Genomic DNA, 17,145 nt, shown 5'->3' on the forward strand with positions numbered 1-17,145 from the left:
GGGATTATCGGTTGACCGTTGTTTTTCCTGCACTTGTCCTTGCCTGTATAGCGGTGTCATACATGGCTTCACATTGTATGGCAGGCAGAATGAAACTGCCTTCGTAAGTGGCTTGCAGACGTATGCTGAACTGTTTGCGTTCACCTCGTTTCAAGTCAAAATAGGTCAGGATACGGTCATCACGCACATCGCGGTAAGAATAGGCAGCATGGCCTGCCGGGGTGCCGGTCGGCTCGTTGAATACTTCCCATCCTGATGGCAGTATATGTGTCAGGGCAAGGTGGGTCAGGTCTGTCGGGCAGATATTCTCAACGGTAATAGTAGCGACCAGGTCGGCACCTTGCTGAAGACTATGGATGGGAAGCGGCTTACCCGTCAGGTCTGTGTAAGATACCTGGAGTTTCAATCCTTTTGATTGAGCCGGCAGCTTGTCTTCTACGGGTTGCAGGCGGGTGATGAGGTCGATGCCTAAGGCTCCTTTGCCTTCGTTCTTTACATGGACGATACCTTTCTGGCTGGCAGAAAGACGATGTCTCATCAAAGCCTTGGCAGAAACAACCTCTGGCTGCTGTTGTCCGTTCCACGTCCATTGGTAGTTCAATGAACCTGTTGTCTGTTCGGCCAACCTTCCCATAGCCATGAGGGCAAAAGCTGTAGATTGCGTACTGAAGGTATTTTCCTCGTTTAAAGCTTCTGCCACTTGGCGTGCCAGTCTAAGAGCTTCATTTGTGCGGTGCATCAATACGAGTGTTTCAAGGCTCATGGCTTCTTCCAACAATGGCGAATCATATATGAACCCGTTTATTCTGCCTTTTTGATTGGTAGCAGGGATGTTGAAGATTAGTTCGCCGGCGGCCTCTGTCTTCCCGGTGAGGGCATAGGCTGCTGCTAATCTCCATCGTGCTTGTACAGGCAAATCCTTCTGTTCTTTCAGACGGTTCATGGCACCGGCTTCTGCTGTTCCGCTTAGAGCCAGCGTGTAGAGTCGGAAAGCCTGTTGCATGCAGGCTGCTGCATGCAGACCGTTATCGGTATAGTCTGCCAGCCTCCAGTTTTGTGCAGCTGCTCGTTGGAATCGCTTCCATTTTTCTAATGTGCTTGTATGAACAGCATATCCTTTTTCGGCAGCTAAGGTCAGGAACATACCGGCATAAGATGTAATCCATTCGTCTGCCACAGCTTGTCCGGGCCAGTAGGCAAATCCTCCATTGGGTAACTGGCGGGCGTAGAGCTGTCTGATGCCTTCCTGGATATTGCTTTTGAGAAGGGATGATTCTTCTTTGTCTGTGTCTTTAAACTGGTTGACAAAAAGAAGCGGCAAGACTTTTGATGTGATTTGTTCGGTGCAAATATGGGTATAGCTGTATAAGAAATTCAGTCGGCGACTCAGGTCGGGAGACGGAATTCGCGATACCTCCATGTATACTTCAGCATTCTCACCAGTCGGGTCATAAGTCATCTCAGCTGTCTGCCCGGCTTCTATCCAGCGTGATTCTTTCAATGTGACAGGCGGGTTGGGATTGCGGATTCCTATCTCTATGCTTTCTTGGGCTTGGTGTCCGCTGCCAGTCGCAGTGAAACGGATGGTTGCTTTACCTGTCTGTCGGTTGGTCTTTAGCCGGAAATAAACCAGTTGGTCTCCCGCCTCGTCAAAGTGGATGTTTCGGTGCTGAGCTCCCACGATGGAAATGCCGGCGCCTTCCGCTTGAATGGATACGGTAACATCCTTTGCTCCTTTTTCCATAGCGAATACATTGACAGGCACACTGATTTCCTCCATAGTAGAAAGTGTACGGGGCAGGGTGGGGAGCAGCATCAATGGAGTACGTACTGGTACGCTTTTTTCTGTCTGTCCATAGCTTCCCTCTTGTCCGGCAACGACCATAACGCGTACTGAACCCACATATTGAGGCAGTTCCAAGGTATGAGTCTGTTTCTCACCTTTAGGCAAATAAAATGGACCGATGAATTTGACAACTGGCTTGAAACGGTTGGCTTTGGCATCGGCTGGTTTTAGCATTTCGTCTCCTCCTATACTGAAGATAGGCGAAAAGCGTCCGGCCGAAGCACCCAAAACCTGGTCATACATATCCCATGTGGAAATGCCCAAAGCTTCGCGGGCATAAAACTCATTCCATGGATTAGGTGTCTGATAATTGGTCTGGTCCAGCAAACCTTCGTCTACGATAGCCAATGTATAGGTCATCGGTCGTCCGCCTTTTTCACTGACATGTATTTGGAATTTTGTTTCCGGGCGCAGCGTTTGCGGCATCTCGATTTGTGGCATAAGCCTAGTGTCTGGGTCAGTTACCATCACCGGCATGATGCCATACATGCGGATGGGGAGGTCATTGACCGTCTGTGCGTGTGGTTGGAGTAAAGTAATATGCAGATATACATTCGGAGCCATTTCTGGTGTGATGTCGAATGTGTATCTGGTATCTTCCTTGTCACTTATTGTGATCCATTCACGTTTTAATACGGATGAACCGTTCTCAATGGCTACCAAGGCTCTTCCTCCTGCGGCAGCAGGAATGAAAGCTGTGGCTTTTTCACCCGGGCGATAAGATTCTTTGTCTAACGAGAAAGTCAGCATTTTCAAATGACTTGGGTCTGCTTTGGTTGAGCGTCCTCGCCAGGCAGGCCAGTCTATGTAGACTGTTCCACCCGTAGCATGTCCGCTTTCTTTGTCTTTAACGTAAACTAAGTAACGGCCCCATTCGGGATAATTCACCCGGAAGGTAAATTGTCCTTTTCCTTTCTTGGTCTGCAGATGTCCGCTGGCTACCGGAGTCATTGAACTATTATTGATGTAGGTGCCAAATGCCTCCTCTTTGTTTTCCCACCACCAGCTCCAGTCAATGCGGTAGATTTTATATTCCAAGTTGGCACGGTCTGTCGTTTTCCCTTCAGGAGTCAAGGTGACAATGTCGAAGCGGTGTTCCTTGTCGGTTTCGATACATTGGTCTGCCGGCTGGTTCAGGTTAATGCCTACATAGGATGTGAAAGGCGAAAATGGTAATGTCTCTGTATAAATGCTTGCATCTCCACCAGGTTCGAATACACGGGTAGTGATGGTAGCATTCAACATACCTGGAGCATTGGACGCTTCAGGCAACTTTAACGTGAATGTGGCTTTTCCCTTTGCATCCAGTTTCCCGTCGAATACTTCTGTCTTTTGTGTGGTGAATTCAGCTGCTGGGTTATTGAATATATAACGGTCATATTGGGTAAATTGAGCGTTAACCTTTGACAGAGACATTTCCATCTTCGTCTTCAGGTTGGCAGCTGTGGCTCCGGTCAGCCAGGCAGAGGTGATGGTAGCCGGTATTTGTCTTTGCGAGGCCAGCAGAATGTCTGAAGGCAGTTGAGTCCTTATTTTGAGCCGGTTCGGTTTGACTGTTTCGATGCGCAGACTTTTATGGAAAGTGCTTCCTCCTATTTTGACGTATGCATTCCATTGTCCCGTAGGGTCATCTGTGCGGGTAGGGATGTGAAAAGCGTAGAATCCATTCAGTCCGTGTGCTGACGTGCTTTTGCTGTAGAACTGTCCGCGCGGATTGTATATTTCTAATGTCACGGGATGTGTGTCCGGAATGCGTCGGGTCTGGTCTTTCAAGATAAAAGTAAGGTGTAGGGTATCCCCTGGGCGCCATACTCCTCTTTCACCATAGATAAAGCCTTTGAGTCCTTTCTCTATTTTCCGTCCTCCAGTATCAAAACGGCTGGTTGATTGGTTTTCGCCTGCTACTACACGCAGATAGGCTTTTTGTCGGCCATTGGTGGCACAGACGATGAAGGGTACTCCCTCAGGTGTGATTTCAGCAAATCCTTCCTTGTTGGTCTTGCCGATGCCTATAATTTGCAGTTGGAAGTTGTAAACGGTAATATCTGCTCCTTCTACAGGGCTGGTGGTAAGAATGTTGTTGACTGCAATCCAGAGCTTGTTCAGCGAATTGCCTTTTACTATCAGCCCTAAATTAGAGGCAAAAACATTGCAAGCTGCTATCAGGTTACTATTCATATAATAGGAAGGATGGCACGGATTTTCCCGTTCTTTCCAATCATACAAGTTCCAGTCGTAGTCCATTCCACCATTGTAATAGAAATAACTTTGTGGGACATCCCATTCAGCCTCTTCGTCTTCTGTCAATTCATTCCCGTTTAGGGGGGTCAGGTCGGTAGAGGAGTCTGCAAATGAGGGCCGTGGAGTTTTCCCACCACAAGGATATGCCGAATACTCCTGGCGGAAAGAAAGATAAATGCGGTAGATGGCTCCTGGCTCTTGCTGAATCAGTCCGCTCAGGTCAATGGAGTAATCGTTCCATTGGTGAATATCTTTTGAAGCATCTTGCGCTAATTGCAATGTTTTTTTGTACACCAATCTTCCTGCACGGCGCAGTTCATTGGATGACTCCCAAGAATTATTCTGCAGGAAAGTCAGAATGTTGTTTTCAAAGATGCGTATCACACTCACATCTACTGCATATAAATTGACTGCCCGGAAAGGTATGAGCAGATTTTTTGAGTCAGGAAGAATGGCTGCATCTGTGAGCAGTTTTACTTGTGGTTTAACATTATGTTCGCCGAAAGAGAGGGTATGTGAAGAGCCTAAGGCCTTGTCGCTGCTGTTTTTCACTCCTTCGTGGATAAGCAGAGTCAGAGAACCGTTGGCTTGTGGGGAAGTGCTTTCATCGAAATACGCGTACACTTTGTTGTCTTTTATCTGCAATACGGCTGCGGGTATTTCCTTGATTTCTATGAGCCCCTTTAAATCCTGTGTAGTAGAGAGGGGAGAGGAGAAGACAATTTCCAGTCCGTTTTCCGGTTGGGTAATCCGTTGGGCGGAAAGAAAACGGAATGAATTTCTGGCCGGGATGGTTATGTCGACGGTTTGTTGGCGGTTGATGTCAGCCGCATTTCCGTCGGCTTTGATTTGAAGTTGGTAGTCATCAGTTTCCTGTGGAATACTATCCACGGAAAATGCATAGCGGGAGGGATTGTCCGTGGGCAGAACATGAACGGGGAAGGAACGACTTTCCTTCCCAGTAGCAGAAAGTATTTTTTCTACTTCTTCTGTCTCTATGGCATCACTGAACCGGATTTCTCCTTTTATATACAAGTGCCCGGGATGTGCATCGGTCAGGGTGGGAGTCTCAGTGTACATCGCAAAGTTACGTTCCTGCACACGGAAAGAGAACTTGAATTGCTCCAATTCTTTTTTTACCTGGATGAAATCTCCTAAGCGGAAAGTCCCTACATAAAGTTCCCCGGGTTGGAGTTCGTCCGTTTCAGGAACAAACTCAATGGTATTGTTATTAAGCCAGTGTGCTTCTCCTTTCAGTGAGGGAGAGAAACTGAAAGGATTGTCTGCCAGATTGTTTAAATCCACCATGGGCAGGTCTTGCGCCAGTTCGATGCGGATGGTTGCCTGACGTGAAATGACTCCTCCTGTATACGCATTGATGTAAGGCGCAAATTCGGCAGAAGGAGAGATGTCTTTGCGCTGACCGTCACAGGCAAAGAGCAGTAGAGAGGCCAGCAGACAAGGTAACAGCTTGAAGGCGATGTCTCGTTTCATATTCAAAGATATTTTTGAGGATGAAGAATCATCCGTAGTTTATTTAAAATTCCAGGGAAAAGTCATCAGCGTCTTTCCAGGCAGGGAATTTTTCCCGGAAACGGAGCAGGGCATCGGCATCCAGAGTGACTGTGGCCAATTCTTCTGTCTCGTCGGGCATGCAGATGAGCGGCTCTCCTTTCGGTGAATAGACGGCACTTCCTCCGTCATGTCTTATGCCGTGGAAATCTTTTCCTATACGGTTAACACCGCACACGTATGAAATGTTCTCTATGGCGCGCGCTTGGAGCAGAATATCCCATACCCGCCGGCGGGATGCTGGCCAGTTGGCTACATAGATGAGCAAGTCATATTCGTTGTGGCGGTTCCTGCTCCAGACCGGAAAGCGCAGGTCATAGCATATTTGCAGCAGGATGTTCCAGCCGTGGTATGAGATGACCGGACGTATGCGCCCCGGTGTATAACATTCTGTTTCATGGCCCATGCGGAACAGATGCCGTTTGTCGTAGTAGTATGTTTCTCCTTCGGGTGTGAGAAAAAAAGCACGGTTATAGTAGCAGGGATTGGAAGGAGTTGTAGTGGAGGTATCGCAAGCTATGTAGCTGCCTGTCAAGGCTACATGAAATTCTGCCGACCAGCGTCGTAGTGTATTCAAGGTATCTCCGTCTGCCGGTTCGGCCAGCGTGGAAGGATTCATGCTGAAACCGGTAGAAAATGTTTCGGGCAAGACAACAATCTCCGTCGCACCGCGGATGCTTTCAAGCTTTTCGCGGAGTCGGCGGAGATTGGCTTGTTTGTCTTCCCAAACTAAATCTGTCTGCAACAGACTGATGCGTAAGGGGTTCATGTGGCGAAATTTTGAGGTTTCTTGCCTCTGAATTGCATAAAATACTGTTTGATTTCGTACAAGTCCTGCTCAAAATTTCCGCTGGGCATAATGCTTCGCGTGCATGCTATCGTTCTGCTGGGATAGTCGATGCCTATCAGCAGGATAGGGACTTGAGCTTTGAGAGCAATGTAATAAAATCCTTTTTTCCACTCAGGATTGGCCTTGCGTGTGGCTTCCGGCGTGATGGCCAGATGTAGGAAACGGCTTTTCTTGAACCGTTCCGCCATCTGGTCGGTAAGCGAAGTCTTCCGCGAACGGTCTACGGGTATGCCGCCCATTGCCTTAAACAAAGGGCCTAACGGGAAGAAGAACCACTCTTTCTTCATCAGAAAATTCACTTTGCGGTTGAGGCCGCCGTAGAAGAGCTTTCCGAAGAACAAATCCCAGTTGGAAGTATGAGGTGCTGCACATATCACGCATTTGTCATATTCGGGCACTTCCATCCGTGTGTTCCATCCCAAGATGCGGTGGTAAATCCACCTATATAAGGTCGATTTCATTCTCCGCTTATTTCAACTTGCCCATGGCATCCAGAATGCCGTCTACCTTAGCATTGAAATCTTCATGCAATTTTTTGTAGAAACCTTTCACGTTGCCCGGTTCTGTGTGGCTGATGCGGCTGATGAAGTCATCTTGCAGGTTCAGAATCTCTGTCATCACCCCGTCTACTTTCTCCTGTTCTGTATTCGGGAGGGTCAGGCGGATGCAGATGCATTCTGTAAAGAGTTCACCTATAATATAATTAATACTTTTTTTCAGCATTCTTCTTTTTGCCATAATCGTTACGTTTTAAGTGAATAATTGAATTTTCCGGGTAAAGATAGTGCTTTTTCTTGGGATTGAACTGCAAAGGAGCGTTTTTTTTGAATATTTATCCTAATTTGAATGCTTTTCTCTTTGATTGGATTCCTCGTCCTCGGAGAGCGGGCTTCATATCCAGAGGAAGTCAGGGATTTTTCGAACCAAAGATAGCGGACTGACTGCCAGGCTGTGGGAAGGCTGTTTCCAAGGTATAAGAAGCTTCCTTCCAAGCGATAAGAAATTTCTTTCTAAGCGGTAAGAAGTAATTGTTTATTTATCAATGAGTTGTATGGTAAGGCAAATGCCGGTTGTCTGTTCCGTATTTCTCTTGTCCAACTTAGAGTTCGTTTAATTTCTGCTTTTATAAGATTGATACCCTTGGAAACTGCACTCAAAATGAGGCTAAGCAAAATTTAAACAAGTTTTTAGAGTCAGGCGAAGAACAGGTTATGCTTTTCGTGGCAATAGACAGACAAGTCTGTGGAAACGAGGATGGAAGTTGTGGAATATTTCCACAGGTGTAGTCCTTTTCCACACTGTCTTTGGGCTTTTTGTGATTCCCACATACATTCTTTCGTAGTCTGTTTTGCTTGAAGATGAATAAGTTGTGATTAATCAACCGTAAATTCAGAAAATGGCATTATCTTTGCAACCTCGAAAAGGAAATCTAAAGATTATTGATAACAAACATAACATGAAGCTGTTTTTTACAAAAAAAGAATTGCATCTGCGAAAGAAAAGGATTATCGCCATGGTGGCGTGCCTGGTTGTGTTGCTGGCCATTTATCTCATTTTGACCTGGCCGAAGGAAGTAGTACCCGAACCCCCGTTGGTAATTGTAGAACCGGTGGGCGTGGAAGATGTCGAAATCTATGGTGAATATGTGGGGCGTATCCGTGCTCAGCAGTTTGTAGAAGTGCGTGCCCGTGTGGAAGGCTTTCTGGAAAGCATGGAGTTTGAAGAAGGAACATACGTGAATAAAAACCAAGTGCTCTTCGTCATCGACCAACGCCAGTATCGAGCCAAGGCCGACAAGGCGCGCGCCCAGTTGCGTAAAGACTCGGCCAATGTGCTGAAGACCCGTCGCGACTTGGATCGTATCCGCCCCTTGTATGAACAGAATGCTGCCAGTCAGTTGGATTTGGACAATGCCATTGCTGCCTATGAAACGGCTGTTGCCAGCATGGGTATGAGCCAAGCCGATTTGGACCAGGCCGAGCAGGAGTTGGGCTATACAACAGTGCGCTCTCCGCTTTCCGGTTATATCAGTGAGCGTTATGTCGACTTGGGGGCTTTGGTGGGTCCCGGCGGGCAATCTCTTCTGGCTACAGTGGTGAAGAGCGACACAGTGCTGGTTGATTACAGTATGACCGCTTTGGAATATCTGAAGAGCCGCGAGCGTAATGTGGTGATAGGACAGAAAGACTCCACCCGTTCTTGGCAGCCTTATGTGACTATCACATTGGCAGATAATAGCGAATATCCCTATAAGGGTATTGTGGATTTTGCCGACCCGCAGGTAGACCCCAAGACCGGTACTTTCTCGGTGCGCGCTGAGATGCCCAATCCCGACCGTGTGCTTCTGCCCGGTCAGTTCACCAAAGTGAAGGCTTTGCTCGATGTGCGCGAAAATGCTACCGTAGTTCCGCAGAAGGCGTTGATTATCGAGAAAGGCGGAGCTTATGTCTTTGTCATGCGTCGTGACTCGATAGCCGAGCGCCGTTTCATTGAACTGGGACCGGAATTTGGCAACGATGTAGTAGTAGAGCGCGGCATCATACCCGGCGAGATGATTGTTACCGAAGGATACCACAAGCTGACTCCGGGCATCAAGATGCGTGTGGCTGATAAGAAGAAAGAAGAAGAATCTCAATCTGCAACAACGACGAAAGAATGAAAGTAAGTTTTTTCATCGACAGGCCTGTATTTTCGGCCGTCATATCCATATTGATAGTCATCGTGGGACTCATCGGCTTAACGATGCTTCCTATCGATCAGTATCCACAGATAACGCCGCCGGTGGTGAAAATCAGCGCCTCTTATCCGGGTGCCAGTGCCCTGACCGTATCTCAGGCTGTTGCCACTCCCATCGAGCAGGAACTGAACGGTACACCCGGTATGCTTTATATGGAATCAAACAGTTCCAACTCCGGAGGATTCTCTGCTACTATTACGTTTGATATCTCGGCCGACCCCGATTTGTCTGCCGTCGAGATTCAGAACCGTGTGAAACTGGCCGAATCCCGTTTGCCGGCCGAGGTGGTGCAGAATGGCATTGAGATAGAAAAGCAGGCTTCCAGCCAGCTGATGACTATCTGTCTGACTTCCAATGACCCGAAATTTGATGAAATCTATTTGAGTAACTTCGCTACGCTGAATGTGCTCGACCTTTTGAGACGTATTCCGGGTGTGGGACGTGTGTCGAACATCGGTAGCCGTTATTATGCCATGCAGATTTGGGTGGACCCTGCCCGCCTGGCTAATTATGGCTTGACGGTACAAGACGTGCAGAATGCATTGAAAGACCAGAACCGTGAGTCGGCAGCCGGTGTGCTGGGCCAGCAGCCCGTGACGGGGTTGGATTTCACTATTCCCATTACAGCTCAGGGGCGTCTGTCAAGTGCGGCCCAGTTCGAAGAAATTGTACTTCGTGCCAATGCCGACGGTTCTATGATTCGTATGCGCGATATTGCCCGTGTGTCTCTGGAAGCTCAGTCCTATAATACCGAAAGCGGTATCAATGCCGGGAATGCAGCGATTCTGGGCATTTATCTTTTGCCAGGTGCCAACGCCATGGAAGTAGCCGATAATGTAAAGCAGGCGATGGAGGAAATCAGCCGTACTTTCCCCGAAGGCATGAAATATGAAATTCCTTTCGATATGACCACTTATATCTCGGAATCTATTCACGAGGTGTATAAGACGTTGTTCGAGGCACTGTTTCTGGTGATAGTAGTGGTATTCCTCTTTTTGCAGAGTTGGCGCGCTACACTCATTCCGTTGGTGGCTGTCCCGATCTCTCTGATAGGTACGTTCGGTTTCATGCTGATATTCGGCTTCTCACTCAATATCCTTACTTTGCTGGGATTGGTTTTGGCCATCGGTCTGGTGGTGGACGATGCCATCGTGGTGGTAGAGAACGTAGAACGTATTATGGAAGAGGAACATCTTAGTGCATACGAGGCTACTAAGAAGGCTATGAATGGCTTGACCAGTGCTCTGGTAGCAACCTCCATGGTATTGGCTGCTGTGTTCGTTCCGGTAAGTTTCTTGTCAGGCATTACGGGACAGCTTTATCGCCAGTTTAGTGTGACCATTGCCATTTCTGTGCTGCTCTCTACGGTAGTGGCCCTGACGTTGAGTCCGGTAATGTGTTCGCTCATTCTGAAGCCTACGGACTCCAATAAGCCTAAGAATCGGGTATTCCGTACCATCAACCGTTGGTTAGACTTTGGTAACAGCAAATATCTGAAAGGTATCAAGAGCGTTATTAAGCATCCTAAGCGGGTAGGCATAGGTTTCTGTATGGTGTTGATAGCCATATTTGTCCTTTATCGGTTGATTCCTACCAGTTTCCTCCCGACAGAAGACCAGGGATATTTTACCGTGGAGTTGGAGATGCCGGAAGGCACGACACTTGAGCGGACCCGTGAGGTTACTAATCGGGCCATTCATTTCCTGATGGAAGATCCTTCTGTAGAATATGTGCAGAATGTGACAGGTACCAGTCCGCGTGTCGGTACCAGCCAGGCACGTTCTCAGTTGACTGTTATTCTGAAAGAGTGGAAAGAGCGTGACGATACCACTATTGATGAAATCATGGCTCATGTAAGTCGTGAACTGACGGAGTATCCAGAATGTAAGTTCTATATCTCTACTCCGCCTGTTATTCCCGGCCTAGGTACCTCTGGCGGTTTTGAAATGCAGCTGGAGGCCCGTGGTGATGCTACTTATGAGAACCTGGTGCAGGCGGCCGATACGTTGATGTATTATGCCTCGCAATGCAAGGAGTTGAGTAATTTGTCGTCTTCGTTGCAGGCCGAAATACCGCAGTTGTATTTTGATGTAGACCGCGATAAAGTGAAAATGCTTGGTGTACCGATGGCTGATGTATTCAATACAATGAAAGCGTATACGGGGTCTGTCTACGTGAACGACTTTAATATGTTCAACCGTATTTATCGTGTTTACCTGCAGGCCGATGCTCCTTACCGTGAACATCGGGATAACATTAGTCTGTTTTTTGTGAAAGGTAGCGACGGCGCCATGATACCTCTCACGGCGTTGGGCAATACGGAATATACTACAGGTCCGGGTAGCATCAAGCGCTTCAATATGTTCAACTCAGCTGTGATTCGTGGAGAAGCGGCTCAGGGGTATAGCTCAGGTCAGGCGATGGAGGTTATCGAACAGATTGCCCGCACTCATTTGCCGGATAATATCGGTGTGGAATGGAGTGGTTTGTCTTATCAGGAGAAACAGGCGGGAGGACAGACTGGTACCATCTTGGCTTTGGTATTCCTCTTTGTGTTCCTTTTCCTTGCCGCTTTATACGAGAGTTGGAGCATTCCTGTGGCAGTGTTGCTCTCTTTGCCCGTGGCGGCGTTGGGAGCGTATATTGGCATCTCGATTTGTGGATTGGAGAACGATACTTATTTTCAGATTGGTCTGGTGACTCTGATGGGTCTGGCTGCGAAGAACGCGATTCTGATTGTGGAATTTGCCAAAGATGAGGCTGATGCCGGACAGAACGTTTTCAAAGCTGCTTTGCATGCGGCCCATTTGCGCTTCCGTCCTATCTTGATGACTTCTCTGGCCTTTATTCTTGGTATTTTGCCCATGGTGATAGCTCATGGGCCGGGAGCAGCCAGCCGTCAGTCCATTGGTACGGGTCTGTTCTTTGGCATGATTATGGCTGTGATTGTAGGCATCGTGCTTATCCCCTTCTTCTTTGTGATGATATATAATGTGCAGAACAAACTTCAGAGAAAGAAAGTAAAATGAAAGTAAAGTCTTTAGTTAAATATGTATTCCGGCCTGCCGTATGTATCCCGGCTACTCTTTTATTGCTGAGCGGATGTCAGATAGGTAAACATTACACCCGGCCGGATTTGGAACTTCCTTCTACTCTGACTATGGATGGCATGGTGGAAGATTCTGCTTCCATAGCCGATTATTCGTGGGAAGCGATTTATCCTGATACTCTTTTGCAGGGACTGATTCGTAAGATGTTGGATTATAATAAAGATTTGTTGATGGCTGACGCCACTGTAAGAGAGCAGGCCGCTTTGAAGCGCATAGACTGGGCCAATATGCTTCCGCAAATTGGTCTTCGCATCTATGGAAAGAAAGAAGCCGATAATTACGGAGGGCACAGTTATGATGAGGATAACCAGTTTGATTTAAAAGCCACCATATCTTGGGAGTTGGATTTGTGGGGAAAATTGCGTTGGCGACGTGATGCCAGTCTGGCCGATTTCCTGGGGTCCATAGAAAACAGGCGTGCTTTGCAAATGAGCTTGATTGCGCAGGTTGCCCAGGCCTATTTTGAACTGGTTGCTTTGGATAATGAACTGTCTATTGTTCGTCAGACTGTAGACGCCCGCCGCGAAAGCCTGCATCTGGCCCGAATCCGATATGAGGGTGGTCTGACTTCCGAGGTAGCTTTCCGTCAGGCGCAGGTGGAGTTGGCACGAACAGCTACTTTGGTGCCGGATCTGGAACGGCAGATTACGTTGAAGGAAAACGAACTGGCTTTTCTGATAGGAGATTATCCACATAATATTGAGCGTGCGCCTCTTCCTCAGGAAGTGAATTTTCCCAGTTCCTTACCGGTAGGTTTGCCGAGTACCTTGCTGGAGCGCCGTCCGGATGTCAGGGAAGCAGAACAGGCTCTTATTGCAGCTAATGCCGAAGTGGGTGTGTCATTAACGAGTATGTTCCCGAGCTTGTCCTTGACGTCCCAGTTGGGTGCGGAAAGTGCTGAAGTGAAAGACATCCTTGAGTCGCCTTATCATCTGATTGCCGGTACGTTGTTGCAGCCTATTCTGGGTTGGGGCAAAAACCGTGCCCGCCTTAAGGCCAGCAGGGCAGCTTTTGAGCGCGCTACTTATGCCTACGAGAAAGTGGTGCTTGCAGCTTTTCGGGATGCATACGATGCCATTGCCACTTTCAACAAGATGAAAGAGATTTACCAGACGCGTCTTTCTTTGGAGCGTTCATCCAAATCTTCGCTGGAGCTTGCCCAATTGCAATATGTCAACGGTGCTATTGCTTATATGGATTTGCTTGATGCACAGCGTACTTATTTGGATGCACAGATTAGTTTGAGCAATGCCGTGCGCGACCGCCAGTTGGCATTGGTAAATGTCTATAAGGCTTTGGGCGGTGGCTGGACACCCGAAGACCGAATGTCACGCTGATATTGGCTTTGTATTCTTTCTTCGCCCCTGCGGTACATGGACCGTAGGGGCGAAATCGTGTTCATAAGTTCCGAATAAAGTGCCACTTCAGTTCCGGTTATAGAAAATGTAGGAGAATGTCTTGTGGAAAAACTTGTAAAGACGCTTACACATTAATATATAAGTATATGTGGCGGCTCCTAACCTCCCTATAAAAGGCTTGCTGCTTGTCGCTTGGCAGCGTGTTGCATATCGCTTGGCAGTATGCTGCATATCGCTTGGCAATTCGGTGGCTTTTCCATCTGCCGGGAAAGAAGCTTCAGGAGGCAGTTCCGCGTGGGGTAAAAAGAAGTCGCGTCCACCGCATCCGGTGTTTCGCATTTGTTTTAGACGGGAAATTTCAGGATAGTTTTTTCTCAGCCGGTTCAATCCGCTTCAGCCATTTTGCCGGCTCTGCAGGGTTCATTGGTGCACAGTGTCCGGTGGCTTCCGGAGGTAAATACGCCCGGTTTGCAGAAAATCAGGGAAGTTTACCTCGCTGCAAACCGGGCGCTGAAGCAAAAAAAAGTCTGCCCGCTTGCATTTCTACCGGAAAAAAGCGAAATTTGCAACGCTTTAGCAAGCAATTTTTTCTCACCTTTAATATAAGAAAGACAAATGACTAAAAGTGCATTGCAAATCGCAAGAGCTGCCTATCAGCCCAAACTTCCGAAGGCGCTGAAAGGCAACGTGAAAGTCCAGGAAGGCGCAGCCACACAGTCGGTGGCCGACCAGGAAGAAATCCAGAAACTGTTTCCCAACACCTACGGCATGCCTCTTATTAAGTTTGAGGCTACGGACCAGCCCGTACAATGTCCTGCCATGAATGTAGGTGTCATCCTGTCTGGTGGACAGGCTCCGGGCGGACATAACGTTATCTCCGGTCTTTTCGATGGCATCAAGCGTATTCATCCCGAGAGCAAACTTTATGGCTTCCTCATGGGACCCGGCGGACTGGTAGATCACAACTATGTAGAACTGACGGCAGATATCATTGATGAATACCGTAATACGGGCGGTTTTGACATCATTGGTTCCGGACGTACCAAGCTGGAAAAGGAAGACCAGTTTGAGAAAGGTTACCAGATTCTTCAGCAGTTGGGCATCAAGGCATTGGTTATCATTGGTGGTGACGACTCCAACACGAATGCCTGCGTTTTGGCCGAGTATTATGCTGCCAAGAACTATGGAGTTCAGGTAATCGGTTGCCCCAAAACTATCGATGGCGACTTGAAGAATAACATGATTGAGACTTCGTTCGGCTTCGATACAGCTTGCAAAACTTATGCAGAAGTTATTGGCAACATTCAGCGCGATTGCAACTCTGCCCGCAAATACTGGCACTTCATCAAGCTGATGGGACGTTCGGCTTCTCACATCGCTCTGGAATGTGCCTTGCAGACTCAGCCCAACATTTGTATCGTTTCCGAAGAAGTAGAGGCTAAAGACCTTTCGCTGGATGACATTGTAACAAACATTGCACAGGTTGTGGCAGATCGTGCTGCCCAGGGCAACAACTTCGGAACAGTTCTTATCCCTGAAGGCCTCATTGAGTTCATCCCTGCCATGAAGCGCTTGATTGCAGAACTGAACGACTTCTTGGCTGCCAACGCTGAAGAGTTCGCTAAGGTCGATAAGGCAGAACAGCGTAATTATATCATCAGCAAGCTGACTCCTGAAAATGCAGCTATCTATGCCAGCCTGCCCGAAGGAGTAGCCCGTCAGCTCTCTTTAGACCGCGACCCGCATGGAAACGTACAGGTTTCTCTTATCGAAACAGAAAAACTGCTTTCTGAAATGGTAGGAACGAAGCTGGCTGAGTGGAAGAAGGAAGGTAAGTATGTGGGCAAGTTTGCGCCGCAGCACCACTTCTTCGGCTATGAAGGCCGTTGCGCTGCTCCTTCTAATTTTGATGCAGACTATTGCTATTCACTGGGATATGCAGCTTCTGCCTTGATTGCCAACGGAAAGACGGGTTATATGTCTTCTATCCGCAACTTGACAGCACCCGCTGAAGAGTGGATTGCCGGAGGTGTGCCTATCACCATGATGATGAATATGGAGCGTCGCCATGGCGAGATGAAGCCTGTTATCCAGAAGGCTTTGGTTAAGCTGGACGGTGCGCCTTTCAAGGCATTTGCCGCCCAACGTGATAAGTGGGCCAAAGAAACGGACTACGTTTATCCCGGTCCTATTCAGTATTTCGGTCCGACAGAAGTCTGCGACCAGCCTACCAAGACTTTGCAGTTGGAACAGCAGAAGTAAAAGAAGTCGTTTTTTTCGACAGTTATCTTCTGATATATACAGGGGAAAGGGCAGAGTAATCTGCCCTTTCTTTTAATCTTATCCGATTTAGTATAAAGGAATATATGGTTTCTAAGACAACCCGGTCTTCTCGTGGTAAAGGAAAAGCGCCAGTCCGGCGTTCTTCTGTGCCCAAAAAGCAAAAAGGGAAAAAGTCAGTTAAAGCATCAGCATCGGTATATGTGATGCCGGTATGGTTGCGCAATGTGCTGGCTGGTATTCTTATCTTGCTCTTTTCTGCGGGATTCTATTATTTTTTTATCCGTCCTTATGCTTATCGCTGGAAACCATGCTACGGATTTAAGGGGTATGGCGTTTGTTTGCCTTCTCATTATGAGGTTCATGGCATAGATATTTCGCATTATCAGGGAGATATTGATTGGAATCTTTTGGCTCGTCAGCAGCAGGAGCGTTTTCCTATCCGCTTTGTGTTCATGAAAGCGACGGAAGGCGGCGACCATAGCGATGAGACTTTTGCTTCAAATTTTGCCGAAGCCCGCCGTCATGGGTTTATCCGGGGTGCTTACCATTTTTTTATACCACGTACAGATGCGATTCAGCAGGCCGATTTCTTCATTCGTACCGTGCGTCTGGACTCTGCCGATTTGCCTCCTGTCTTGGATGTGGAAACAACGGGCAATAAGAGTGCTGCTGAATTGAAGCGTGCGGTAAAGACTTGGTTGGACCGGGTGGAACAACACTATGGAGTAAAGCCCATTTTGTATACCTCTTACAAATTCAAGTTGCGTTATCTCAACGATTCCATTTTTAATTCCTATCCCTATTGGATTGCCCATTACTACGTCGATTCTGTCCGTTATGAAGGACCTTGGCATTTCTGGCAACATACAGATGCCGGTGTGGTGCCGGGCATTGAGGGAAATGTAGACCTGAATGTCTTTAACGGAAGTTTGGAGGCGTTAGACTCCCTGACACTCCAGGTTGCCAGTGAAAGCAGATAGCCTGTAAGTGCCTTTCTGACAGGTATTCTGCCTCCTGTGTGCTGCGGCATACTATGTCGTCGGGTGCCTATATAGATGCAGCCGGCTCCTACGCTATGGGCAGTCGGCTTCTGATAGCGTGGAAGTTCGCATGAGATTTCCGGGCACATCATATACCGTATGTGGAAG

At 47.9% G+C, this 17,145-nt stretch carries 10 protein-coding genes; 6 read left to right on the forward strand and 4 right to left on the reverse strand.

What is annotated here, in order from left to right:
• Positions 1-4: 4 nt before the first annotated feature.
• The 4 genes from B5F34_RS10530 to B5F34_RS10545 are packed head-to-tail and all read right to left on the reverse strand — an operon-like array spanning position 5 to position 7,247.
• Entirely contained in the window at positions 5-5,581 is a 5,577-nt protein-coding gene (locus B5F34_RS10530) for an MG2 domain-containing protein (protein WP_087338489.1), read from the reverse strand.
• Positions 5,582-5,624: 43 nt separating this feature from the next.
• Positions 5,625-6,428, reverse strand: a complete 804-nt coding sequence (locus B5F34_RS10535) for an amidohydrolase (protein WP_087338493.1) — start codon at positions 6,426-6,428, stop codon at positions 5,625-5,627.
• Positions 6,425-6,970, reverse strand: coding sequence for a 1-acyl-sn-glycerol-3-phosphate acyltransferase (locus B5F34_RS10540; protein ID WP_087338495.1), 546 nt, complete (start codon positions 6,968-6,970; stop codon positions 6,425-6,427). The genes B5F34_RS10535 and B5F34_RS10540 overlap by 4 nt, the downstream gene beginning before the upstream one ends.
• 7 nt (positions 6,971-6,977) lie before the next feature.
• Entirely contained in the window at positions 6,978-7,247 is a 270-nt protein-coding gene (locus B5F34_RS10545; RefSeq protein WP_087338498.1) for a hypothetical protein, read from the reverse strand.
• A gap of 718 nt (positions 7,248-7,965) precedes the next feature.
• On the opposite strand from B5F34_RS10545, the gene B5F34_RS10550 reads away from it, so the two are divergent.
• The 6 genes from B5F34_RS10550 to B5F34_RS10575 all read left to right on the forward strand — a co-directional run bounded on the left by B5F34_RS10550 (position 7,966) and on the right by B5F34_RS10575 (position 16,977).
• On the forward strand, positions 7,966-9,168 hold the full coding sequence (locus B5F34_RS10550) for an efflux RND transporter periplasmic adaptor subunit (protein WP_087338501.1): 1,203 nt from the start codon (positions 7,966-7,968) through the stop codon (positions 9,166-9,168).
• The gene (locus B5F34_RS10555) at positions 9,165-12,275 is read left to right on the forward strand and encodes a multidrug efflux RND transporter permease subunit (protein WP_087338504.1); all 3,111 of its coding nucleotides are present in this window, start codon (positions 9,165-9,167) and stop codon (positions 12,273-12,275) included. The genes B5F34_RS10550 and B5F34_RS10555 overlap by 4 nt, the downstream gene beginning before the upstream one ends.
• A complete protein-coding gene (locus B5F34_RS10560; RefSeq protein WP_087338506.1) occupies positions 12,272-13,693 on the forward strand; it encodes a TolC family protein in 1,422 nt (473 codons plus the stop codon). The genes B5F34_RS10555 and B5F34_RS10560 overlap by 4 nt, the downstream gene beginning before the upstream one ends.
• 206 nt (positions 13,694-13,899) lie before the next feature.
• Entirely contained in the window at positions 13,900-14,337 is a 438-nt protein-coding gene (locus tag B5F34_RS10565) for a hypothetical protein (protein WP_087338510.1), read from the forward strand.
• Entirely contained in the window at positions 14,330-15,976 is a 1,647-nt protein-coding gene (locus B5F34_RS10570) for a diphosphate--fructose-6-phosphate 1-phosphotransferase (RefSeq protein WP_087338513.1), read from the forward strand. Before B5F34_RS10565 ends, B5F34_RS10570 begins: the two co-directional genes overlap by 8 nt.
• A 104-nt stretch (positions 15,977-16,080) precedes the next feature.
• Complete coding sequence (locus B5F34_RS10575; RefSeq protein ID WP_162609318.1) at positions 16,081-16,977, forward strand: glycoside hydrolase family 25 protein; 897 nt, start codon at positions 16,081-16,083, stop codon at positions 16,975-16,977.
• Positions 16,978-17,145: the final 168 nt, after the last annotated feature.

This window comes from Mediterranea sp. An20, assembly GCF_002160055.1.
Classification (GTDB): Bacteria; Bacteroidota; Bacteroidia; order Bacteroidales; family Bacteroidaceae; genus Bacteroides; species Bacteroides avicola.

Coding starts and splice junctions, on each gene's coding strand:
- B5F34_RS10530 (WP_087338489.1), bottom strand. CDS start 5,581: ATGAAACGAGACATCGCCTTCAAGCTGTTACCTTGTCTGCTGGCCTCT.
- B5F34_RS10535 (WP_087338493.1), bottom strand. CDS start 6,428: ATGAACCCCTTACGCATCAGTCTGTTGCAGACAGATTTAGTTTGGGAA.
- B5F34_RS10540 (WP_087338495.1), bottom strand. CDS start 6,970: ATGAAATCGACCTTATATAGGTGGATTTACCACCGCATCTTGGGATGG.
- B5F34_RS10545 (WP_087338498.1), bottom strand. CDS start 7,247: ATGGCAAAAAGAAGAATGCTGAAAAAAAGTATTAATTATATTATAGGT.
- B5F34_RS10550 (WP_087338501.1), top strand. CDS start 7,966: ATGAAGCTGTTTTTTACAAAAAAAGAATTGCATCTGCGAAAGAAAAGG.
- B5F34_RS10555 (WP_087338504.1), top strand. CDS start 9,165: ATGAAAGTAAGTTTTTTCATCGACAGGCCTGTATTTTCGGCCGTCATA.
- B5F34_RS10560 (WP_087338506.1), top strand. CDS start 12,272: ATGAAAGTAAAGTCTTTAGTTAAATATGTATTCCGGCCTGCCGTATGT.
- B5F34_RS10570 (WP_087338513.1), top strand. CDS start 14,330: ATGACTAAAAGTGCATTGCAAATCGCAAGAGCTGCCTATCAGCCCAAA.
- B5F34_RS10575 (WP_162609318.1), top strand. CDS start 16,081: ATGGTTTCTAAGACAACCCGGTCTTCTCGTGGTAAAGGAAAAGCGCCA.